This window comes from Burkholderia sp. 10_S31, from assembly GCF_056930375.1.
Map to the genome: position 1 here is coordinate 1,352,227 of NZ_JBXOWK010000003.1, position 22,306 is coordinate 1,374,532.

The 22,306-nt window shown below is 64.6% G+C and carries 19 protein-coding genes, 1 tRNA gene and 1 pseudogene; 14 read left to right on the forward strand and 7 right to left on the reverse strand.

The annotated features are described in order from the left end of the window. Positions 1-8 precede the first annotated feature (8 nt). The gene (locus tag AC1Z3W_RS26330) at positions 9-395 is read left to right on the forward strand and encodes an integration host factor subunit alpha (RefSeq protein WP_057924300.1); all 387 of its coding nucleotides are present in this window, start codon (positions 9-11) and stop codon (positions 393-395) included. 60 nt (positions 396-455) lie between these two features. Then, positions 456-869, forward strand: coding sequence for a MerR family transcriptional regulator (locus tag AC1Z3W_RS26335; protein ID WP_057924301.1), 414 nt, complete (start codon positions 456-458; stop codon positions 867-869). A gap of 80 nt (positions 870-949) precedes the next feature. Here AC1Z3W_RS26335 and AC1Z3W_RS26340 read toward each other — a convergent pair whose 3' ends face one another. Then, positions 950-3,160 (reverse strand): hypothetical protein, encoded by a 2,211-nt coding sequence (locus AC1Z3W_RS26340; RefSeq protein WP_483508773.1) that lies wholly within the window; start codon positions 3,158-3,160, stop codon positions 950-952. Between the two features lie 357 nt (positions 3,161-3,517). Continuing rightward, on the reverse strand, positions 3,518-4,396 hold the full coding sequence (locus AC1Z3W_RS26345) for a tyrosine-protein phosphatase (RefSeq protein ID WP_057924302.1): 879 nt from the start codon (positions 4,394-4,396) through the stop codon (positions 3,518-3,520). 332 nt (positions 4,397-4,728) lie between these two features. Between AC1Z3W_RS26345 and AC1Z3W_RS26350 the strand changes: the two genes are divergently transcribed. From AC1Z3W_RS26350 to bamC, 3 genes are all read left to right on the forward strand, one after another. Further along, the gene (locus AC1Z3W_RS26350; protein ID WP_175826953.1) at positions 4,729-5,442 is read left to right on the forward strand and encodes a methyltransferase domain-containing protein; all 714 of its coding nucleotides are present in this window, start codon (positions 4,729-4,731) and stop codon (positions 5,440-5,442) included. Positions 5,443-5,557: 115 nt separating this feature from the next. After that, positions 5,558-5,634 (forward strand) — tRNA-Pro (locus AC1Z3W_RS26355). Between the two features lie 141 nt (positions 5,635-5,775). Further along, positions 5,776-6,984: an outer membrane protein assembly factor BamC gene (bamC, locus tag AC1Z3W_RS26360; protein ID WP_057924305.1), complete on the forward strand. Its 1,209-nt coding sequence runs from the start codon at positions 5,776-5,778 to the stop codon at positions 6,982-6,984. A 650-nt stretch (positions 6,985-7,634) separates the two neighbouring features. Here the strand turns inward: bamC and AC1Z3W_RS26365 are convergent. The 3 genes from AC1Z3W_RS26365 to AC1Z3W_RS26375 all read right to left on the reverse strand — a co-directional run bounded on the left by AC1Z3W_RS26365 (position 7,635) and on the right by AC1Z3W_RS26375 (position 9,201). Then, a complete protein-coding gene (locus tag AC1Z3W_RS26365) occupies positions 7,635-7,892 on the reverse strand; it encodes a hypothetical protein (protein WP_006486090.1) in 258 nt (85 codons plus the stop codon). A 136-nt stretch (positions 7,893-8,028) separates the two neighbouring features. Beyond that, positions 8,029-8,310 (reverse strand): hypothetical protein, encoded by a 282-nt coding sequence (locus AC1Z3W_RS26370; RefSeq protein WP_057924306.1) that lies wholly within the window; start codon positions 8,308-8,310, stop codon positions 8,029-8,031. Between the two features lie 216 nt (positions 8,311-8,526). After that, positions 8,527-9,201, reverse strand: a complete 675-nt coding sequence (locus tag AC1Z3W_RS26375) for a YdcF family protein (protein ID WP_173938481.1) — start codon at positions 9,199-9,201, stop codon at positions 8,527-8,529. 199 nt (positions 9,202-9,400) lie between these two features. Here AC1Z3W_RS26375 and AC1Z3W_RS26380 point away from each other — a divergent pair, with 199 nt between their 5' ends. Continuing rightward, positions 9,401-9,718, forward strand: a complete 318-nt coding sequence (locus AC1Z3W_RS26380; RefSeq protein WP_006754206.1) for a hypothetical protein — start codon at positions 9,401-9,403, stop codon at positions 9,716-9,718. Positions 9,719-9,906: 188 nt separating this feature from the next. Here AC1Z3W_RS26380 and AC1Z3W_RS26385 read toward each other — a convergent pair whose 3' ends face one another. Both AC1Z3W_RS26385 and AC1Z3W_RS26390 read right to left on the reverse strand, forming a co-directional pair. After that, positions 9,907-10,158 (reverse strand): hypothetical protein, encoded by a 252-nt coding sequence (locus AC1Z3W_RS26385; protein ID WP_057924308.1) that lies wholly within the window; start codon positions 10,156-10,158, stop codon positions 9,907-9,909. Between the two features lie 201 nt (positions 10,159-10,359). Further along, positions 10,360-10,755: pseudogene (locus tag AC1Z3W_RS26390) on the reverse strand (transposase); the annotation flags it as partial. Positions 10,756-11,185: 430 nt separating this feature from the next. On the opposite strand from AC1Z3W_RS26390, the gene AC1Z3W_RS26395 reads away from it, so the two are divergent. The 8 genes from AC1Z3W_RS26395 (at position 11,186) to rbfA (ending at position 22,301) form a co-directional block, all read left to right on the forward strand. Further along, the gene (locus tag AC1Z3W_RS26395; RefSeq protein WP_057924309.1) at positions 11,186-12,088 is read left to right on the forward strand and encodes a LysR family transcriptional regulator; all 903 of its coding nucleotides are present in this window, start codon (positions 11,186-11,188) and stop codon (positions 12,086-12,088) included. 64 nt (positions 12,089-12,152) lie between these two features. Continuing rightward, positions 12,153-13,355 (forward strand): pyridoxal phosphate-dependent aminotransferase, encoded by a 1,203-nt coding sequence (locus AC1Z3W_RS26400; protein WP_483508775.1) that lies wholly within the window; start codon positions 12,153-12,155, stop codon positions 13,353-13,355. 272 nt (positions 13,356-13,627) lie between these two features. Next, entirely contained in the window at positions 13,628-14,638 is a 1,011-nt protein-coding gene (gene scpB / locus AC1Z3W_RS26405; RefSeq protein ID WP_483508776.1) for an SMC-Scp complex subunit ScpB, read from the forward strand. 60 nt (positions 14,639-14,698) lie between these two features. Next, on the forward strand, positions 14,699-16,411 hold the full coding sequence (gene rluB / locus AC1Z3W_RS26410; RefSeq protein ID WP_057924312.1) for a 23S rRNA pseudouridine(2605) synthase RluB: 1,713 nt from the start codon (positions 14,699-14,701) through the stop codon (positions 16,409-16,411). A 431-nt stretch (positions 16,412-16,842) separates the two neighbouring features. Next, positions 16,843-17,301: a ribosome maturation factor RimP gene (rimP, locus tag AC1Z3W_RS26415; RefSeq protein WP_014897219.1), complete on the forward strand. Its 459-nt coding sequence runs from the start codon at positions 16,843-16,845 to the stop codon at positions 17,299-17,301. Beyond that, on the forward strand, positions 17,301-18,776 hold the full coding sequence (gene nusA, locus AC1Z3W_RS26420) for a transcription termination factor NusA (RefSeq protein ID WP_057924313.1): 1,476 nt from the start codon (positions 17,301-17,303) through the stop codon (positions 18,774-18,776). Before rimP ends, nusA begins: the two co-directional genes overlap by 1 nt. Before the next feature lie 91 nt (positions 18,777-18,867). Then, on the forward strand, positions 18,868-21,789 hold the full coding sequence (infB, locus tag AC1Z3W_RS26425; RefSeq protein WP_057924314.1) for a translation initiation factor IF-2: 2,922 nt from the start codon (positions 18,868-18,870) through the stop codon (positions 21,787-21,789). 113 nt (positions 21,790-21,902) lie between these two features. Continuing rightward, positions 21,903-22,301, forward strand: coding sequence for a 30S ribosome-binding factor RbfA (gene rbfA, locus AC1Z3W_RS26430; protein WP_006495346.1), 399 nt, complete (start codon positions 21,903-21,905; stop codon positions 22,299-22,301). The last annotated feature ends 5 nt before the right edge of the window (positions 22,302-22,306 follow it).

Below are 22,306 nucleotides of genomic sequence, written 5' to 3' on the forward strand. Positions count from 1 at the left end.
TGGCAGATATGAACGACATGACCTCGAGTGAATTCGAAGCCCTCCTGACGGCGCAACGCAGCGCCATGAACCGCGACGCTTCGGCGCCGGCGTCCGCCGAGACGCCGACGCTGACGAAAGCGGAACTGGCGGAGCTGTTGTTCGACAGTGTCGGGCTGAACAAGCGTGAAGCGAAGGACATGGTCGAGGCGTTTTTCGAAGTGATCCGCGACGCGCTCGAAAACGGTGAAAGCGTCAAGCTGTCGGGGTTCGGCAACTTCCAACTGCGCGACAAGCCGCAGCGTCCGGGCCGCAACCCGAAGACGGGCGAGGCGATTCCGATCGCGGCCCGCCGGGTGGTAACCTTCCACGCGAGCCAGAAGCTGAAGGCGCTGGTCGAAAACGGCACGGAGTAACGCCCCGCGCCGACGTCTCCGCGCGACCGCCGCGCACCCTTTACCGACGGTTAACCGACGATGACCACTACGGTTGAGAAAGTCGTCCTGCCTCCGATTCCCGCGAAGCGCTACTTCACGATCGGTGAAGTCAGTGAACTATGCGGGGTCAAGCCGCATGTGCTGCGTTACTGGGAACAGGAATTTACGCAGTTGCGGCCGGTGAAGCGGCGTGGCAATCGCCGGTACTACCAGCACCACGAAGTGCTGCTGATCCGTCGGATTCGCGAGTTGCTGTATGAACAGGGCTTCACGATCAACGGGGCGCGCAACCGGCTCGATTCGCCGGGCGGCGAACGCGCTGCCCCCGCACCGGACGAATCCGACGTACCGGCCACCGATGTGCGGGCGCCTGGCAAGCCGGGTGCGACGGTCGACGTGATCGCGTTGCGACAGGCGCTTCTTGATGTAATCGACGGACTGAAGCACGACTGAGTGCGACCTCGAATCGGCAAAAAGCCCGGTTGGCGAAATGAAGTGCCACCGGGCTTTTTCATGCATGCGGGTTCGCGATATCAGCGAGACGCGAGCGGATTCGGCTTGCCCATGTCGACGACCAGCGTGCCGTCCGGCAGCATCCGCACCGAGCCCTGCGCGACCTGGCTGCGGTAGTCGTACAGGTCGAAACGCATCGGGCCGGTTTCGGCCGAGTTCCGGATCAGCGCGCGCACGTTCAGTTCGAGCACGTTGAACATCTTCATGTCGCCGCCTTCCATCCACATGTAACTCGATGCGTCGATCTGCGGCCGCTTCGGCACAGGTGCGTCGGTGGCGCGCCGGAACGTGAGGCGCAGTCCGTCGCGTTCGACCGTCGCCTGGCCGAGCTTGCCGTTCAGCATCGGCGGCGGAAATACGGTGTACTGGTCGAGCACGAGCGTGTCGCCGCGCAGTCGCGCGCCGCGGCGCTGCAGCGGTGTCAGCGCCGCGAGCTCGATGCCGAGCGAGCGCAGCAGCTTTGCCTGCGGGATGCCGAGTACCGACACCTGCGACGGCTTGAACGCGAGGTGCCGGTCGTCGAGTACCGACAGCGAGCCCTTCATGTCGGTCGGCAGCCACACGCCGGGCACGTGATTCCAGAGCTTGATGCCGCCCTGGACGCGCAGGTCCTGCCCATCCGCGCTCAATTGCAGGTCGTTCAGCGAGCGCGGCGAATAGTCGAGCAGATAGTTGTTGAAGAGCGCCGACATCGCCTTCCACGATTCGACGACCATGCCGCCGAGAATGCGGATGTCGTACTGGTTCGGATCGTCGAGGTCGACCGGTTCGCCGGGTCGTTTCGCGACGAGCTGCACGTCGAGATCCTCGACATGGAAGCCGATGTCGCCGGACAGGTTGAAGTCGACGTTGTGCAGATGGATCGTCGGGTTGCGGTTCGACACGTGCCGCTCGTTGAACGGCGTGGTCGACGAGCGCCGCATGGAGACTTTCTGCATGCCGGGCTGCGCGGCGCCGGCTGCGAGCGCAAACGCTTCCCAGTGCTGGCGCGAGTCGCGCAACGCATTCTGCTGCGCGGCGAGGAAGCTGTCGTTCAGGCGAGCGGCCGCATTGCCGAGCGCGGCGCCGCTCGCGGGGCCCGCATACGACGGCATCCGGATTGCCATCGCGCCGCTTTCGTCGAAATTGAAATAGCCGGCCGATACCTGATCGCGATAGTGGTACAGGTCGAACACAAAATTCTGGTCGCGTTTCGTTGGGTCGACCGGGCCGATCAGGATGTCGGCGTTCATCGGCATCGAGCGCATGAACTTCACGTCGCCGCCGCGAATGTACATCGCCTGTTGCGGCGCATTCGCGGGGAGTGCGAAGCCGGCGTGCGAGCCGTCGTCGAGCGTCAGGTCGAGGCCGGCCGGCGTCACGCGCAGCGCTGTGATCCTGATCTTCAGTCGCGGCGGCGGCATCAGCTTGTCGACCGACATTACGAGGTCATCGCCCGCGAGCCGCGCGATCGGCGTCTCGACCTTCAGCAGGTCGGCCATTTTCACGTTGGCCGCGCGCATCACCGGCTGTGCATTGATGCCCGATACGCGCACGCCGGTCGGATGGAACACGAGCTGGCTGCCGTCGCGAATCGCGAGCGTGCCGGTCAGCGAGAACGGCACCCAGCCGTCGCGCTGCATCTCGCCTTGCAGATGGATCACGCCGTCGCCGGCCGATACCGCGAGCTTGCGCAGCGGTGCGTTACGGTAACCGAAGATGTAGGTATTGAAGAGTGCGGTCAGCTTCGCGTCGTCGAGCGTGACCGTGCCTTCGTGCACGTCGATCTCGAAGCTCGTCGGATCGTCGAACACGATCGGTGCGCCGGCCTGCGTCGGCACGAGTGTCGCGGACAACTGGTGGATGAAGAAGCCGAGATTGTTGACGATGCGGAAATCGACATCGCGCAGAAACGTCATCGCACCGTTCTGGCCCGAGTCGCGCAGCGTGAACGGGCGCGGCTGCGTGAGGCTGATCGACGCGAGCGACGGTACGGTGCGGGCGATCTGCTGTTCACGGGCGAGGCGTTCGGCTTTGGCGCGCTCGATCTTCGTCGAGGCGACCGAGGCGTTGCCGTCGCGCTGCGCAGCCGGTTCCGCGCAGCCGGCGCAGAGCAGCGCGAGCGCGAGCGTGCCGCAGCCGAGCGCACGGGAGGTGCCGTGTGAGACCGAGGCGGCCGCGCGTCGCGGGCCGGCCATCCAGTCGAAAATTGCCAAAGGCGTGCGATGGCCGCGCCGGACCGCATTCCGCATCGTCTGTCTCCATGTCTTGTCGTGATCGACGACGGCGCGCGGCCGATGCACGGCGCGGATGTCGATGCCGTGCAGTGTGGCATAGCCCGCTAGAGCGGCGTTACCAAACAGCGGTGGTCCGGGCAATGCCGGTCGGTGCACGACAGGACAATGGATTCACGGTGGCGGGGCGCCGAGATCAAACGGTCGTTTGGTTTTGCGGTCGAGGCTGACGCCACGCACTGCGCCGATCGGCAAATCCGGCGTCGGCATGGGCTGACGCGGGTTTCCGTGCCGGATGAAGGGCGCGTTCGATTCGGGGCGCAGGCGACTGCGCGGCGACGGACATGGTTTCGCTATCGCCGCCTGCCCGGCCAATCAGACCAGCATGCGTTGCCGGATCGCATTCTGCGTCGTCTGGTCCAGCTGCAGGCCGTTATCGATGTACGACGTCATCGAGCCGTACGACGTGACGACCTGATCGAATGCCGCTTGCAGATAGGCGGTCTGCGCGCTTTGCAGCGCGGCCATCATGTCGGCCGCGTCCTGCCCGCCGCTCTTCTGCGCTTGCGCGACATAGGTGGTGATTTCCGACGCGCTGTAGACGTTGGTCAGCAGATAGTCGGCGAAAATCGTGTGCCGCGGAACGCCGAGGATCGTGTGCAGAATGGCCGTCGCCCAGCCGGTGCGATCCTTGCCGGCCGTGCAGTGAACGACCAGGTTGCCGCCGGATGCGGCAAAGCCGGCGAATAGCGAGTGGTAACTCGTCCGTGCCGTTTCCGACGTCACGAACGCCCGATACATGCTTTGCATGAAGGCCGAGGCAGTCGTGCCGCTGGTCGGAAGCGGGCCGAGATTGGCGGTGCCGAGCACGTTGAGGTTCTGCCAGGTGGCGCCTGCCAATGGCACATCCGGCTGCGCGTGGATCTCGGAAGGCGTGCGCAGGTCGCAGACTTGCGTGATGCCGAACGTATCGACCGTTGCGAGGTCGGCCGCGGACAACGCGAGCGCGGGCGACCGGTAGATCACGCCTTTTTTCGTCATTGCGCCGCTTGCGGTGGCATAGCCCGTTCCGTCTGGTCCCGCGGTGTCGCGAAAGTTCGCTGCCGAACCGAGCCTGGGCATCGTGACGGGGGCGACCGCGATCGAATCGCCGCCGCACGCGGACAGAAGTGACGCGCTTCCCAGCGCGATGCCGAGCGTGCCGGCGCCCAGCCGGAGAAAGTGTCGACGGGAAATTTCGTTTTTCTGATTCATTCACTGGCCTTTGTCGGAGACGGTGACAGGACGTTGCGACCGCGGTTGCGACCGAAGCCGTTGCTGGTATGCCGCGCCGCGCGGCGAAGCGCAGACGTGCCATATCGATCGGCATACAGTCGGACGATGCGCCGTGCGCGTCGATCTCGCGCCGGGTAAGCGCACGGTAGCGATCCGCGGCGAAACGGCCATCGTCCTTTTCGATTAGGACGCGATGCGGGTTGCCGGTGCGATTCGCGCAACTTGCTGTACGTGCAACGGCTGCGGCGCGGTAAGATCGGCATCGGTAGCGGGATGGATCAAAGCATGGTGTCCGACACGGGGGAGGCGTCATGGATCTGAAGGAACTCGACGTATTGGGAGCGGATGTAGGCGATCACTGGTACTACGCGTCGAAGGCGAGCGCGATCCGCCGGTTCCTGGGCACGTCGGACGCGAATCGCATACTCGACGTTGGCGCGGGCTCGGGTTTCTTTTCCAAGCATTTGCTCGAGCGCACGCAGGCGACGGAGGCGTGGTGTGTCGATACGAGCTATGCCGACGATACCGACGGTGAGGCGGCCGGCAAGCCCGTCCATTTTCGCCGTGCCGTCGATCGATTCGATGCCGATCTCGTGCTGCTGATGGATGTTCTCGAACACGTCGATGACGATGTCGGGCTGCTTGCCCGTTATGTGGCGGGCGCGCCGAAGGGTAGCCGGTTCCTGATCACGGTTCCCGCGTTTCAGTTCCTCTGGAGCGCGCATGACGATTTTCTCGAGCACAAGCGCAGGTATACGCTCGACGGCCTCGAAGACGTCGCGCGTCGTGCGGGGCTGGAGGTCGAGCACGGGGCATACTACTTCGGCCTTACGTTTCCGCTCGCGGCGGCATTGCGACTAAGCGAGCGGGTGCGTCGGCAACCGCGCGAGCCGGCGTCGCAATTGCGCCGGCACCATCCGGCCGTCAACGGTCTGCTCAAGCTGATCTGCCGGGTCGAGTTGCCGATGTTCCGGTTCAATCGGGTGGCGGGCCTCACGGTCATCTGTGTCGCGCGCAAGCAGTGAGCATCGAACCGTCACGTCTCGTCACGCCATCTCGCAAAAAATTTCGCAGGAACATGCACAAAATGCATGCGACCCGTTCTAAATCGACAAACTGTCTGTTATAATTTTTTTCTTTCGGGGCGTAGCGCAGCCTGGTAGCGTACCTGCATGGGGTGCAGGTGGTCGGAGGTTCAAATCCTCTCGCCCCGACCAGACAAAGAACCCGCGTCAGTTCAGGCTGACGCGGGTTTTTTCTTGCCCGTCGCTTTTTTGCACATCCCGGCGCGGCCCCGGTAAAATGCAGGGTTGATCCACGGAAAGCGCCGTGATTTAGCGGAAGAGGATTCCCCGAACATGACTGATCTTCGTCTTACCATGCGGTTCGCTGCAGTGCTCGCCACCGGTGCGCTCGTCGCCGGTTGCGGTACGTCGTCGCCCACGAAAGTGGACTACAAGAGCGATTCGAAATCGAAGGAAGCGTCGCTCGCAGTGCCGCCCAACATGCTCGACGAGACGGCCGATCAGCGCTCGCTGCCGCCACAGGGCGGCGCGACTTCCCTGTCTGCGCTTCAGCAGGTCCAGCACGCCGCGCCCGCGACGGACACCGTCGCGCCCGCCGTGGTCGGCATGCATATCCAGCGCGACGGCACCGAGAGCTGGCTCGTGATCGACGGCAAGAAGCCCGCCGACATCTGGCCGCAAGTTCGCCGTTTCTGGCAGGAGCAGGGTTTCCTGCTCGTCGTCGACCAGCGCGACAAGGGCGTGATGGAAACCGACTGGAACGAGACCCATCCGCAGATCAACGACGGTCTGATCCGTAGCGTGATCTCGAAGGCGATGGGCAATTCGTACGTGACGGCGGAGCGCAACAAGTACCGCACGCGCCTCGATTCGGATCCGAACGGCGGCACCTACGTGTTCATCAGCCAAAAGGGCATGCGCGAGGCGATCACCGGCGCGAACAACGATTCGAGCAAGTGGGAAGCGAAGCCGAACGATCCGGCGCTCGAGACGGAATACCTGAAGCGGCTGATGGCGGTGCTCGCGCAGAACGAGCAGCGTGCGAAGAATGGCGAGCCGCCGGTCGCGAACATCAACGACAACACGGTGCCGAAGGACAAGAAGGCCGATACCGACGCATCGAAGGCTGCTGCCGCGGCGATCGCTGCGCAGAACGTTGCGCGTACGTCGTCGCAAGCGAACGACGTCGATTCGGGCGCGGTGCCGTCCGAAGTCACGCTCGGCGAGCCGTACGACCGTTCGTGGCTGCACGTCGGCCTCGCGCTCGATCGCGCGAACTTCACGGTCGACGATCGCGATCGCACGAAGGGTCTGTATTTCGTGCGGTATGTCGATCCAAAGGATCTGAGTGCGGCCGAGCAGGGCTTCTGGAGCCAGCTGTTCCATGGCAAGAAGGAAAAGCAGGCGAAGCAGTATCGCGTCAATGTGAAGGCGCTGACGCCGGACCAGACGCGCGTGGCAGTCGTCGACGATTCGGGTGCGATCGATACGTCGTCGCCGGCCCGACAGATCATGGGGCTGCTCGTGAATCAGCTGCGCTGATCGCGGCAAGCTTCCGGTTTTCGAAAAAGCCCGCCTTTCGGCGGGCTTTTTCATTTTCACGCGCGTCGACGCGGGCGTCTGCGGGCGTTCGGCCCCGCCTCCTGACGTTACGTAACATCCGCGCGTTACGGCGGCAGAGCGCGTGTTACGTCGTCATGGATGTGAAAAATATCCTTATAGATCAATGGTGTGCCTTTTCCTGCTAACCTGGCACGCAAACTGCTTTATAAGTTCGAATCGTTAGGACAGGGAGGATGGCGTCAGATGCCGAGCGTGCATCGCGAGTGCCTGATCAACGGTATCAACGTCTTCAGATGCCGGCGCTGCGAGCGCCGGCGCAACCGATGACGATCCGCGCAGCGCGCGGATCTCGATGGCCCCGTCGCCTATCCTCGTAGGGCGACGGTTTCGCCCGCGCTTCTTCTGAAGCGCGGGCAATTTTTTGGTGAGGTCCCAACACGAGGGCGTGCCGACCCAACTGGTGCGGTTCGTATTCGTCGAGCGCTGGGGAAGGTCGCCTTGGCCGCGCATGCGCGTTCAGCGCACATTCTGGATTGCCGCGGACCGGGCCGATCGTTTCGGGGTCCGCGAGCTGAAGCTCGTGTGAGCGAGGTGGAGCGGCCGGGCGCGTTGCCGGCCGCTGCGACGCGTCAGTGCGACGCGCTCGGTACGTCGAGAATCAGGATGATCGTCCAGTCGGCGTCGCCGTCGTGGTGATACTGGCGTTCGGCGACGATGAACGGCTGCTGCTTGCCTTGCGGACCGAGGAAAAGCACGTCGCCCTCCATCGGCAGGCACTCGATCGGCGGCAGCGCAAGGAATGCGTCGTCCGAGCCGCGCGGCATCAGTTGCTTGATCTTGCGAGTGGCTGCTTCGGTCCACTCGATGTCGAGTTGAATGTTGCTCATGCTGTCCTCCGCACCGGGGTGCGCACGGGTGGAAAATTTCGGTGCGCGACTTTAGCACAGCGCGCAGGCGCCGCAACCAAAAAAGCCGAACCCGGTTGCCCGGATTCGGCTTTTCGCTTATGCGGTGCCGCCGAACTTACTGGCTGGCAGCGTCTGCCGGAGCGGCCTTGGCGGCCTTCTTGGCGGCCTTCTTCGCTGCCTTGTGGTGAGCAGCCTTCTTGCCCTGGTGATGCTCTTCCTGCATCGCCGGCTGAGCGGCTTCGGCCGCTTGCTGCTGCTGCAGCGCTTGTGCGCGCTGCTCGATCTCGGCAATCTTGGCCGGATCGGTGATGGTCTGGATTTGCGTGCTCTCTTGCGCATACGCTGCGCCAGTCAGCGCCGACATCGCGACCAGAATAGCCAGGGACGTCTTCTTCATTGCTTTACCTCCGCTAAGTGGTGATGAACCCGAATGTTGCCGTTTTGTCTGGCGACTGCAATCGAGTGCGTGTCGAGTGTAACAAAAGTGACGGATCAATGTGCATCGGATCACGGCGCAGCGCAAGGCCTCGTTGAAGTCGCGCAACACTTCGCGCATTCCGTCACGCGCATGCCATCCCGGGCGGCACCGTCGCTTTCGGTGTCCGTATTGCCGTCAAAACCAGCCGAGCCATCGATAGACGTGGAACTGCGCGATGCCGACCAGTTCATGCAAGGCCTGGTTCGCGTTTTCCAGGTTGTGCCAGCGTGGCAGCCAGCCCGTTTGTGCACGCCGGCGGTTCGAATAAACGGGCTGCGGATCGATGCCGAAGCGGCGGAAATCGAGCAATGCGCGGCGCATCTGGTAAGACGACGTGACGAGAATGCGCGTGTCGTCATGTTGTGAGCGTAGTATAGACGCAGTGAATTTCGCGTTTTCGTAGGTCGTACGGCTGTTCGGCTCGAGCACGAGATCGCCGGAGGCGACGCCTTCCGCGACCAGCCGGCGCCCGTAGACGGCCGCCTCGGTTTCGCCGTGATGTTGCGGGTCGCCGCCCGACATCACCACGGTGCAGCGGGTGGCCTGCTGCAGGCACGTGCGATAGAGCGCCGCGGTCTTGCGAATGCGTGCTTCACCGTCGGGAGGCGGCCGCAGGCCGGTCTCGCCGCGCCGCGTGCCGATGCCGATGATGATCAGCGTCGTTCGGCCGTGCATGTCGGGGCGCTCGACCGGCGTAACACCCGCCTCGGTCCACGCGATGAGCGGCGCGGCGAGCCAGCCTGTCGCGAGCAGCCAGAGCAGCGCGACACCGGCGATCGCGATGAGTCGCCGCCGCTTGCGGCAGAGCATGAAACAGATGAAGAGAAGTGCAAATGAATCGAACAGAATCAATTTGATTGGGGTATGGTGTCTTTTTATGGACGGCTGACGATCCGGCCCTGACGCGACGCCGAACGTCGGCCTCCAGAATCGGTGGCGGTATCGGCGGGCGGAGCTCCCGCCCGGCGCGCCGCTTCGCATTGTCGCTGCACTTTAAGAAAGAATCGAGATGGCCACGTATTCCAACGAAGCGGTGCTCGACGCATTGAGACGAGTGCAGTACCGCCAGGTACCGTGGGCGCGCCGCCCGGGCGTGTTCGAGTATCTCCGGTCGCTAGGGCTGATGGACACGGTCAGGCAGAAGACCGTTGCTCCCGCACCGGGTTTCCATGCCCCGGTCGACATCGCGGTGCTGACCGATAATGGTCGAGCCGAATGTGCGCGCCTCGAGCGCGACGAGAAATTGCTTTCCTGGACCGATCGCCGTATGGACGACTACGCATTGAGCGAAGCGAGCGCCGTGGCGATTCTCGAAAGCCGCCTGTAGCGGCGCACGCCAGTTCTCGCGCGCGGTGCGCGCGATACTCAAAAAAAGCCCGTATCACGAGGATACGGGCGTACCGGATACTTTTGCTGTTGCCACGCTGTGCTCATGGCAACGAATGTGACTCGTCGCATGTCGAGCAGTTCCCGAATCCGGGAATTTTCTTTGACGAAATCCTGCAGATTGCCGGACTACGGATGACGCGGCAGGTCGGACGGCTGCGAGCTGATGCGCGCACGCGCGTTGCTGGCGATGTCGCCGCGCAAATCGCCGCGCGGCACGGTCTGCCGGTTGGGCGACGTGACGGGCGGTTGCTGGCGAAGGGTGTTCCGGTGCTCTTGCTGGCGGTGAGGCGGCTTTGTGCGATCGTCGGCGCGAGCGGGGGCGGTCAGCGCCAGCGAAATGACAATGCCGCATGCGACGAGCAGTGACATTGGTTTCATGGCGGGGCTCCCTTCAAGCCGTCGGCGAGGCTTGTTGATATGTCGCTAAGGTAAGCGCGGGAGTGCAGGCTTGCTGTAAATAATAGTAAATAGATGTATCGCGGCACGACAGCGGTAATCGACGACGACGCGAGCGCCGCGCAACGGGCGTGGCGATGAAAGAAACCGGGCGGCCGAAGCCGCCCGATCGAGCATGCGTTACGCCATCTTCACGGGGGCGCGCCAGGATTCCGGATTGGTCCAGAAGGCGCCGCGCAGCCGATCGCGGCTCGGCGGTGCCGGCGGCTTCGTCGCGCTTGCCCCGATGCGACCGCGCAATGAGATCTGGCGGCCGCTCGTGCCGAGTCGCTTGACGATTTCGGCGAGCGTACCGTCTGCCTGCCATTCGTCGAAACGACGGCGGCAGGTCGGCGGCGACGGATAGCGGCCCGGCAGCTTCGACCAGCCTTCACCCGTCGACAGTACCCACAGCACGGCGTTGACTACCGAACGTGCTTCCACGCGCGGACGGCCGCGCCGTTCGCTCCGTGCGGGTTCCGAGCAAAACAGACCTTCGACCAGCGCCCACTCGTTATCTCTCAAATCGTCGAACAGCATCATGTCCTCACCTCAGCGAAGCTAACTCCGGTGCGCTGCCCTGCGCCGCGCACTCTTCAAGCACTCGAACGTCGAGTGCCGGGTGGGGGCGTCCGGTTGGCCGGCAGCGGCATCTCTGCCTTCCGTCCGACGAAAACCTGCGCCCTGTGCGTCAGGTAATGCACGATGTGTGCCATGTCGGAGGCGATCCCCTCGAGAGCCGCTTGGCAGCGGGCTAACGGCTAAGTCAGCTAGGGGCGTATAAGACGCCAAAATAACCCGCCAGCAAATCGGGACAATCACCAATCTTGTGCAATTCGCCCGTGCCACGTGCGTTTGCGCGAATATTGCACCGCAGCGAAACATGTGCGATCGATGCCGGATTCGCACATCGGGGCTGTTTCGCGCATTAAAATTGTGCATTGATGTCGACGATTGATGAGGTGAGGGGATGAACGTTACGCTGCGCCAGCTTCGCGTATTCATCGAAGTCGCGCGGCTCAGGAGCTTCAGTCGCGCGGGCGACGAGATCGGACTCACGCAGTCCGCGGTCAGCCGTTGCGTGCGTGAGCTCGAGGCCGAACTCGGGCTGAAGCTGATCGACCGGACGACGCGCGACGTACAGTTGACCGACGTCGGGGCGAACCTGATCGCGAGCGTGTCCCGACTGATCGACGATCTCGACGACACGTTGCGCGAGATTCGCGAGATCGGCGAGCAGCGGCGGGGGCGCGTGATCGTTGCCGCGAGCCCGACGATCGCGTGCCGGCTGATGCCGCGCGTCGTCGCGTCGTCCGAGCGCCAGTTCCCGTTCGTCACGCTCGGCCTGCGCGACGACGTGCAGAGCGACGTGCTGCGCAAGGTGAAGTCGAGCGAGGTCGATTTCGGCGTCGTCATCGGGCCGCTCGCCGTCGCCGATCTCGTGTGCGAACCGTTGATGACCGACTCGTTCTGCCTGGTCGCGCGCGCCGATCATCCGCTTGCGGCGCGGGCGGAGGTGCCATGGACGGCACTCGACGGCGAGCGTCTCGTGCTGCTCGATCATGCGTCCGGAAGCCGGCCGCTGATCGACGCTGCGCTGGCCGCCCATCGGGTGAATGCGACGGTCATGCAGGAACTCGGGCATTCGGCGACCGTATTCGGGCTCGTCGAGGCCGGTGTCGGCGTGAGCGTGCAGCCGTGGCTATCTCTGCCGCTGCCGGCCGGATCGACGCTGGTCGCGCGGCCACTGACGCCCCGTACCGAGCGTACCGTCGAACTGGTGCGCCGCCGCGACCGGTCGCTGTCGCCGGCCGCGCAGGCGATCTGGGAGCTTGTGCGCCAGATGCCGGCACGGGCGGAGGATCTCGACTGAGGGTGCGAATCCACCGCGCACGCCGGTACACTAGGCGGACCGTGTTCCTCAGTGGCGATTCTCGATGAGGCATTTCGCAGAGGTCGGCCCGGCGACGGGCGAGCCGGCGGCACGCAGCGCAGTCCATGCGCTGCGTCCGTCACTGATCAGGGAAGTGGTGAACGCCGGCTTCGGCGTGCCCGACGTGCTGCCGTTCTGGTTCGGCGAATCCGATCGGGTGACGCCTACATTCATTCGTGACGCAGCCGCGGCGGCGCTGCGCGACGGCGCAACCTTCTATACGCACAACCTCGGCACGGTCCCGCTGCGCGACGCGATCGCGGACTACGTGAGCGTGCGGCACGGCGCGACGGCGGCCGAGACGATTGCCGTGACGAGTTCGGGCGTGAGCGCGCTGATGCTCGCTGCGCAACTACTGGTCGGTCCGGGCGATCGCGTCGTCGCGGTCACGCCGCTCTGGCCGAACCTCGTCGAAATTCCGAAGATCCTCGGTGCGCAGGTCGAATGCGTACCGCTCGGCCATGGCGACGCGGGCTGGCGGCTCGACGTCGACCGGCTGCTCGCGGCACTGACGCCCGACACGCGGATGCTGTTCGTCAACTCGCCGAACAATCCGACCGGCTGGACGATGTCCCGCGACGACCAGCAGGCCGTACTCGCGCATTGCCGACGTCACGGCATATGGGTGGTCGCCGACGAGGTGTACGAGCGGCTGGCGTTCGGCGCGGCCGGTGCGTCGTCGTTCCTCGACATCGCATCGCGCGACGAGCGGGTGATCGTCGTGAATTCGTTCTCGAAGGCCTGGGCGATGACGGGCTGGCGGCTCGGATGGCTGGTCGCGCCAGCGGCGGTCATGGGCGACCTGTCGAAGCTGGTCGAATACAACACGTCGTGCGCGCCGGGTTTCATCCAGTCCGCGGGCGAAGTCGCGCTGCGCGACGGCGAACCGTTCGTGCAGTCGTTCGTCACGGCGCTGCGCGGCGCGCGTGATCATCTGGTCGCCGCACTGCACACGCTGCCGGGCGTCGACGTGCCGCCTCCGCCGGGCGCGATGTACCTGTTCCTGCGCTTGCCGGGCGCGGACGACAGCTTCGCGTTCTGCAAGTCGCTGGTGCGCGAGGCAGGGCTTGGACTGGCGCCGGGGCGCGCGTTTGGCCCGGAGGGCGAAGGGTTCGTGCGCTGGTGCTACGCATGCGATCCGGTGCGGCTCGATGCGGGCGTCGAGCGCTTGCGCCATTTCCTCGCTCGCGGCGCGTGCCTGCGCTGAAGCGGGGACGGAGCGCCCGAGGCGTGCTGACGGCGAGCCGTTCGGCGAATCTTTACGCACCGGGCGATTTTGCGTAATATGGCGCTCAGTCACGCGGTTCCGTCGTTGAGCCGTGCTGTTCCGTCCGGTTTGGGCCTGGCTTGAAGTTGGTTCGCCGCCCCCGGTTCGTGCTCCCATCAATATGACCGATCAGAATCGGGCGAGCGCGTCTTCCGTTCCTTTCGTCTGTTTGTTGATCCGGTTCGTTTGACCACAGGGTCTGGCCTAGCTGCATGAATACCCAAGAGGCGAAGATCGTCCTCGAGACTGCTTTGATCTGCGCGCAGGAACCGCTGAAGCTCGGCGATTTGCGCAAGCTCTTTGCCGACGGCGTGTCGGCTGACACGGTCCGCACGTTGCTCGAAGATCTGAAACAGGATTGGTCCGGCCGCGGCGTCGAACTGGTGGCGCTGGCAACCGGATGGCGCTTTCAGAGCAAGCCGGCGATGCGTCACTTTCTGGATCGACTGCATCCCGAGAAGCCGCCGAAATATTCGCGCGCGGTGCTCGAAACGCTCGCGATCATCGCGTATCGGCAACCCGTCACGCGCGGCGACATCGAAGAGATTCGCGGCGTCACGGTCAATACGCAGGTGGTCAAGCAGCTCGAGGATCGAGGCTGGATCGAGGTGATCGGGCATCGCGACGTGCCGGGACGTCCGGCGCTGTACGCGACGACCAAGCAGTTCCTCGACGATCTCGGCCTGAAGGCGCTCGACGACCTGCCCGCGCTCGAGGAGCCCGCCGCGAACATCGAGGCCGCGCTGCTCGCGCAGCAGGCGATGGACTTCGACGGCGATGCGCCGGCGGCGGAAGCGGTGCCGGACGCTGGCGAAGCGGCGGCCGACGAGCCATACGAATTGCCGGGCGACGCAGCGACGGACATCGCGTCGACGCAGGAAATGCCGAACCGCGATACGCTGGAAGCTGATCGCGTTCAAGCCGAACAGGACGGCGCCGAAGCAGCGCCGGCCGGCGGGCCATCCGAGCCGCTGCATGCGGAATGGAACGAGGAAGATCGCAAGCCGGCCGCCGACGCGGTTGCCGGAGACGGAGCGGAAGCGGCCGGCGAGATGCCGGGCGAGGCTGGCCAGGCCGACGCCTCACGCTCCCGTCCCGCGGACGGCGAGATGCTGGACGATACGTCTGACAGTCTTGCCGACGCCGTACGCAGTGCCAGCGCGCCCATCGGCGCCGACGCGCTGCCGGACGACGAAGCAGAACCCGAACAGCGCCGCGCCTGATCGCGGCCGACTTCTTGCCGCGCCCGCGCCGGGCGCGAGACCTGACATTTTGAGGTTGTTTTGACAGATATCCACGATATTGAATCGTCCGCGCCTGCCGTGCAGGCCGCGCGTGCCGACGATGCGCCGGAGCAGGACGCTCCGGCCGCGGGTGGTGACGAGCGTCCCCGCCGCGGCTTGCGGCGCGGCCCGCGCAGCCTGATCGCGCGTCGCCGCGCGGCGGCCAAGTCGAAGGGCGCCGATGGCGAGTCGCAGGGCGGCGAAGGCGCGGACGCGCAGCCGGCCGAGGCCGCGGAAGCGCAACCCACCGCACGCGCGCCACGCAAGGAAGGCGCGGCCAAGGGCGGCCGCAAGCCGGCCGGCAAGCGTGAAGGTACAGCCAAGGGTGCCCAGGGCGGGCAAGGCGGCCAGGGGCGGCGCGGTTCGCCGAAGGGTGAAGGCGGCGCGGCGAAGGCCGATGGCGATGCGGCATCGCAGGACGATCTGTTCGCCTATGTGACGTCGCCGGCCTTCGACGCGGACAACTCGGCGGGCGGCAGCGGCGTACGTGCGCCGATGTTGCGCCGCGGCCGCAGTCAGCCGACGAACAAGCGCGTGCTGTCGCCGGACGATGACGCGCCGAAGCTCCACAAGGTGCTCGCGGAAGCCGGCATGGGCTCGCGTCGCGAAATGGAAGAGCTGATCGTCGCCGGCCGTGTGTCGGTGAACGGCGAGCCTGCGCACATCGGCCAGCGCATCATGCCGACCGACCAGGTTCGTATCAACGGCAAGCCGGTCAAGCGCAAGCTGCCGAACAAGCCGCCGCGCGTGCTGCTGTACCACAAGCCGACGGGCGAAATCGTCAGCCATGCGGACCCGGAAGGTCGTCCGTCGGTGTTCGACCGCCTGCCGCCGATGAAGACGGCGAAATGGCTCGCGGTGGGCCGCCTCGACTTCAACACCGAAGGTCTGCTGATGCTGACCACGTCGGGCGATCTCGCAAACCGCTTCATGCATCCGCGTTACAGCGTCGAGCGCGAGTACGCGGTGCGCGTTGTCGGCGAGCTGTCCGAAGGGATGCGGCAGAAGCTGTTGCATGGCGTCGAGCTCGACGACGGCCCGGCGAACTTCCTGCGTATCCGCGACGGCGGCGGCGAAGGCACGAACCACTGGTATCACGTTGCGCTGGCCGAAGGCCGCAACCGCGAAGTGCGCCGGATGTTCGAGGCGGCCGGCCTGATGGTGAGTCGCTTGATCCGTACGCGCCACGGCCCGATCCCGCTGCCGCGCGGCCTGAAGCGCGGTCGTTGGGAGGAGCTCGACGAGGCGCAGGTGCGCAAGCTGATGGCGACGGTTGGCCTGAAGGCGCCGTCCGAAGAGAAGGGCAAGCGCGGTGGCGGTGGGCAGGCCGAGCGCCGCCAGCCGGATCCGATGCAGACGTCGATGGGTTTCATCGGCCGTGAGCCGGTGCTGACGACGCATGGCCAGCTCGACCAGCCGCGTCGCGGCGGTGGCCGGCGCGGTGCCCCTGGCCTGCCGGGCCTGAGCGGCTACGGCAGCCTGCCGGTTTCGCCGTCGGGCTATGGCAATCGTTCGGGCGGTCGCGATGTCGACGGCAATCGTGCGTCGTATGGCGCTGGTCCGAAGCGCGAAGGTGCTGCGGGCGGCAAGCGAGGTGGCAACAAGGGCGGCAACCGCAATCCCAACGGCAATCGCGCGGAAGGCGCCGGCAACGGCGGTGGTGGCGCACGCGGCGGCCAGCGTCCGCAACGCAATCGCTCGCGCGGCCGTTGAGCGTTTCTGGCGTACGGCGGTGCAAGCCGCCGGTGTGCCGACGAGACTGGCGTGAATCTGGTTGGGTCGGCATCTCGCCTTATGCGGTTTGCTTTCGACTGCATATTTTTGACTGCATATATATTGCGCTGCCGGATTGTGCCGCCAGGTCGGACAGTCCGGTTTCGCATTTTTGGTCGGTAAAGGCGGGCTGGACGCTGCTTTTACCGGCTGGCTTGGCGTTTGCGCCAAAAATCGCTATAATCGCGGAGTCGCTGGGCGTACGGATTCAATGTGCGGCTCAGGTGCGACCACCAGTAAGAAGATGGGCGTTCCGCCCATTTTTTTTTGCTGAAACGGTTAGGCATCTCGGGTAGCGCTTCCTGCGCCGGCTAAGGCGCGCGCCCGCGGGTGAATCGCGAGCGGCGGGCGCGAACACCTGAGAGGACACTGTGCAACTGACGGAACTGATAGAAACCACGGTCACCGGGCTCGGCTACGAGCTGGTGGATCTCGAGCGCACCGGGCGCGGCATGCTTTGCATCTATATCGATCAGCCTGCCGGCATCTCGCTCGAAGATTGCGAAAAGGTCACGCGTCAGCTCCAGCACGTCTTGACGGTCGAAAACATCGATTACGAACGGCTCGAAGTCTCGTCCCCGGGGCTCGACCGCCCGTTGAAGAAGCTGGCCGACTTCGAGCGCTTCGCCGGCAGCGAAGTTTCCGTGACCTTGAAAAAGCCGCTGGACGGGCGCAAGACGTACCGGGGCATTCTGCACGCGCCGAATGGCGAAACGATCGGTTTGGAATTTGAGAGGAAGAAGGGCGAGGCGGCCATGCTGGATTTCACGCTGGCCGATATCGACAAAGCCCGCCTGATTCCGCAAGTTGACTTTAGGAGCCGCAAATAATGAGTCGCGAAGTGTTGATGCTGGTGGATGCGCTGGCGCGCGAGAAAAACGTCGACAAGGATGTGGTGCTGGGCGCCCTCGAGGCTGCGCTCGCGTCCGCTTCCAAGAAGCTGTTCGACGAAGGCGCCGAAATCCGCGTCCATATCGATCGCGAAAGCGGCGAGCACGAAACCTTCCGTCGCTGGCTCGTCGTGCCCGATGAGGCGGGCTTGCAGGAGCCGGATCGCGAGATCCTGCTGTTCGAAGCACGTGAACAGAAGCCCGGCGTCGAAGTCGGCGAATTCATCGAGGAGCCGGTGCCGTCGATCGAGTTCGGCCGTATCGGCGCGCAGGCTGCCAAGCAGGTGATCCTGCAGAAGGTGCGCGATGCCGAGCGCGAACAGATCCTGAACGACTATCTCGAGCGCGGCGAAAAGATCATGACGGGCACGGTGAAGCGCCTCGACAAGGGCAACTTCATCGTCGAATCGGGCCGTGTCGAAGCGCTGCTGCGCCGCGACCAACTGATCCCGAAGGAAAACCTGCGCGTGGGCGATCGCGTGCGTGCGTACATCGCGAAGGTCGACCGCACCGCGCGCGGCCCGCAGATCGAGCTCTCGCGCACGGCGCCCGAGTTCCTGATGAAGCTGTTCGAGATGGAAGTGCCGGAAATCGAGCAGGGCCTGCTCGAAATCAAGGCAGCCGCTCGCGATCCGGGCGTGCGCGCGAAGATCGGCGTGATTGCCTACGACAAGCGGATCGATCCGATCGGCACCTGCGTCGGCATCCGCGGTTCCCGCGTGCAGGCCGTGCGCAACGAGCTCGGTGGCGAAAACATCGACATCGTGCTATGGTCGGAGGATCCCGCCCAGTTCGTGATCGGCGCGCTCGCGCCGGCAGCCGTCCAGTCGATCGTCGTCGATGAAGAAAAGCACTCGATGGACGTCGTCGTCGACGAGAACGAGCTGGCTGTCGCGATCGGCCGCAGCGGTCAGAACGTTCGCCTTGCCGGCGAACTGACCGGCTGGCAGATCAACATCATGACGCCGGACGAATCCGCCCTGAAGCAGGGTGAAGAGCGCGACCGACTGCGTGCGCTGTTCATGGCGCGTCTCGATGTCGACGAAGAAGTTGCCGACATCCTGATCGACGAAGGCTTCACGAGTCTTGAAGAAATCGCTTATGTGCCGCTCAACGAAATGCTCGAAATCGAGGCATTCGACGAGGATACCGTGCACGAGCTGCGCAACCGCGCCCGCGACGCATTGCTGACGATGGCGATCGCGAATGAAGAAAAGGTCGAGAATGCAGCGCTGGATTTGAAGGGCCTCGACGGCGTCACGCCGGAGTTGCTCGCGAAGCTGGCCGAACATGGCATGCAGACGCGCGACGATCTCGCCGAGCTGGCTGTGGATGAACTGGTCGACATGACCGGGATGGAAGAGGATGCCGCTAAGGCGTTGATCATGAAAGCACGTGAACATTGGTTCCAGTGAGAAATGACCATGGCGCACTGATTTGATGGCGGCCGTATGGCCTGACCCGATGCTAACAGCAAGGAATCGGTCCTTGCACTAAGAGGAATGAATGGCGAGTAACAACGTAGCCCAATTTGCCGCGGAACTGAAAATGCCTGCTGGTGTGCTGCTCGAGCAGCTGCAGGCAGCGGGCGTCCAGAAAGCGAGTGAAGACGATGCGCTGTCCGAAGCGGACAAGGCGCGTCTGCTCGATCATTTGCGCAAGTCGCATGGCGCAACCGACGGCGACAAGCGCAAGATCACGCTGACCCGCAAGCATACGTCGGAGATCAAGCAATCTGACGCGACGGGCAAGGCTCGCACCATTCAGGTCGAGGTCCGCAAGAAGCGCACGTTCGTCAAGCGCGACGAAGTGAGCGAGGGTGCGGAACAGGGTCAGGCGCAGGTCGCCGAAGCGGACGACGACGCAGAACTGAAGCGTCGCGAGGAAGAGGCGCGCCGCGAGGCCGAGCTGCTCGAGAAGCAGGCGCAGGAACTGCGCGAGCGTCAGGAGCGACTCGAGCGCGAAGAAGCAGAGCGTCGTGCCCGCGAGGAAGCGGCTGAAGCCGAGCGTCGTCGCGCCGAGGAAGAAGCTGCGGCGAAGCGCGTCGCGGCCGAAGCCGCCGCAGCTCAGCAGGCTGCTGCCCAGCAGGCCGCCGAGGCCAAGCAGGAAGCGGCAGGTGCGCAGTCCGCGCAGGATGAAGCACGCGCAGCCGCAGAACGTGCGGCACAGCGCGAAGCGGCGAAGAAGGCCGAAGACGCTGCCCGCGAGGCGGCGGACAAGGCGCGCGCCGAGCAGGAAGAGATCAGCAAGCGTCGCGCGGCGGCAGAAGCCGAAGCACGCGCGATTCGCGAAATGATGAACACGCCGCGCAAGGCAGTGGTCAAGGCAGTCGAGCCGCCGAAGCCGGTGGAACCGCCGAAGCCGGCTGAAGCGAAGGGCACGCTGCACAAGCCGGCGAAGCCGGCGGGTGCAGGCGCTCAAGCGCGTCCGGCCGTGAAGAAGCCGGCAGGTGCAGCGCCGGCGACGACGCAGGCTCCGGCAGGTGCGGGCGACCGCAACAAGAAGCCGGGTGGCGGCAAGGGCGGCTGGCAGGACGACGCGGCCAAGCGCCGCGGCATCAAGACGCGCGGCGATTCGAGCGGCGGCGTCGACCGCGGCTGGCGCGGCGGCCCGAAGGGGCGCGGCCGTCACCAGGACAGCGCATCGTCGTTCCAGGCGCCGACCGAGCCGATCGTCCGTGAAGTGCACGTGCCGGAAACCGTTTCGGTTGCCGATCTCGCGCACAAGATGTCGATCAAGGCCTCCGAAGTCATCAAGGTGATGATGAAAATGGGCCAGATGGTCACGATCAACCAGGTGCTGGACCAGGAAACGGCGATGATCGTCGTCGAGGAACTGGGCCACCGTGCGGTTGCCGCGAAGCTGGACGATCCGGAAGCGCTGCTGGTCGAAGGCGAGACCGGTACCGATGCGGAGCAGCTGCCGCGTCCGCCGGTCGTCACCGTGATGGGTCACGTCGACCACGGCAAGACCTCGCTGCTCGATCACATCCGCCGCGCGAAGGTTGCAGCGGGTGAAGCGGGCGGCATTACGCAGCACATCGGCGCTTATCACGTCGATACGCCGCGTGGCGTCATCACGTTCCTCGATACGCCGGGTCACGAAGCGTTCACGGCAATGCGTGCACGCGGCGCGAAGGCGACCGACATCGTGGTGCTGGTGGTGGCAGCTGACGACGGCGTGATGCCGCAGACGAAGGAAGCCATCGCCCACGCGAAGGCGGGTGGCGTGCCGATCGTCGTCGCGATCAACAAGATCGACAAGCCGGAAGCGAACCCGGATCGCGTCAAGCAGGAACTGGTCACCGAAGGCGTCGTGCCGGAAGAATACGGTGGCGATTCGCCGTTCGTGCCGGTGTCGGCCAAGACGGGTGTCGGTATCGACGACCTGCTCGAGAACGTGCTGCTGCAAGCCGAAGTGCTGGAACTGAAGGCACCGGTCGAAGCGCCGGCGAAGGGCATCGTGATTGAAGCGAAGCTCGACAAGGGCAAAGGCCCGGTCGCGACGATCCTGGTGCAGTCGGGTACGCTGAACCGCGGCGACATCGTGCTGGCAGGTACGGCTTATGGCCGCGTGCGTGCGATGCTCGACGAGAACGGCAAGCCGACGAAGGAAGCCGGGCCGTCGATCCCGGTCGAAATCCAGGGTCTGTCGGAAGTGCCGGGTGCTGGCGAGGAAGTGATCGTGCTGCCGGACGAACGCAAGGCACGCGAGATCGCGCTGTTCCGCCAGGGCAAGTTCCGCGACGTCAAGCTGGCGAAGCAGCAGGCCGCGAAGCTGGAAAGCATGCTCGAGCAGATGGGCGAAGGCGAAGTGCAGAACCTGCCGCTCATCATCAAGGCAGACGTGCAGGGTTCGCAGGAAGCGCTCGTGCAGTCGCTGCTCAAGCTGTCGACCGACGAAGTGCGCGTGCAGATCGTGCACAGCGCGGTGGGTGGCATCAGCGAAAACGACGTCAACCTGGCAACGGCATCGAAGGCGGTCATCATCGGCTTCAACACGCGTGCGGATGCACAGGCGCGCAAGCTGGCCGAAGCAAACGGTATCGACATCCGCTACTACAACATCATCTACGACGCAGTGGATGAGGTGAAGGCCGCGATGTCGGGCATGCTGGCGCCGGAGAAGCGCGAAGTTATAACCGGCATGGTCGAGGTACGCCAGGTGTTCAAGGTGCCGAAGGTCGGTACGGTTGCCGGCTGTATGGTCACCGACGGTATCGTCAAGCGCTCGTCGTCGGTTCGCGTGCTGCGCAACAACGTCGTGATCTTCACGGGCGAACTCGAATCGCTGAAGCGCTTCAAGGACGACGTGAAGGAAGTCAAGCAAGGCTTCGAGTGCGGTATGTCGGTGAAGAACTTCAACGACGTCATCGAAGGCGACCAGTTCGAAGTCTTCGAAGTGACCGAAGTCGCACGTACGCTGTAATCATCGCGTATCGACTCATGGGGCGGGGCAGGCTTGGGCTTGTCCCGCCCATTTTCATGGCGGCGTGCTAACGGCTCGCCGCTTTATCCTGATAAACGGATCACGGATCGATCATGTCCAGGAAACGTACTTCCCCCAATCGCAACGTTCAGATTGCTGACCAGATTCAGCGCGATCTGTCCGAACTCATCATGCGCGAGGTCAAGGACCCGCGCATCGGCATCGTGACCATCCAGAGCGTGGAGCTCACGCCGGACTACGCACACGCGAAGGTCTATTTCACGGCGCTCACCGGCGATCCGGACAAGACGCAGGAAGCGCTGAATCACGCGTCGGGCCACCTGCACAACCTGCTGTTCAAGCGTCTGCACATTCATACGGTGCCGACGCTGCATTTCCATTACGACCAGACGATCGAGAAGGCCGTGGAGATGTCGCGCCTGATCAAGGAAGCCAACTCGACGCGCGCGAAGGACGACGACGAAGCCGACGCGCCCGCGAAGGACGATTGAGCGCG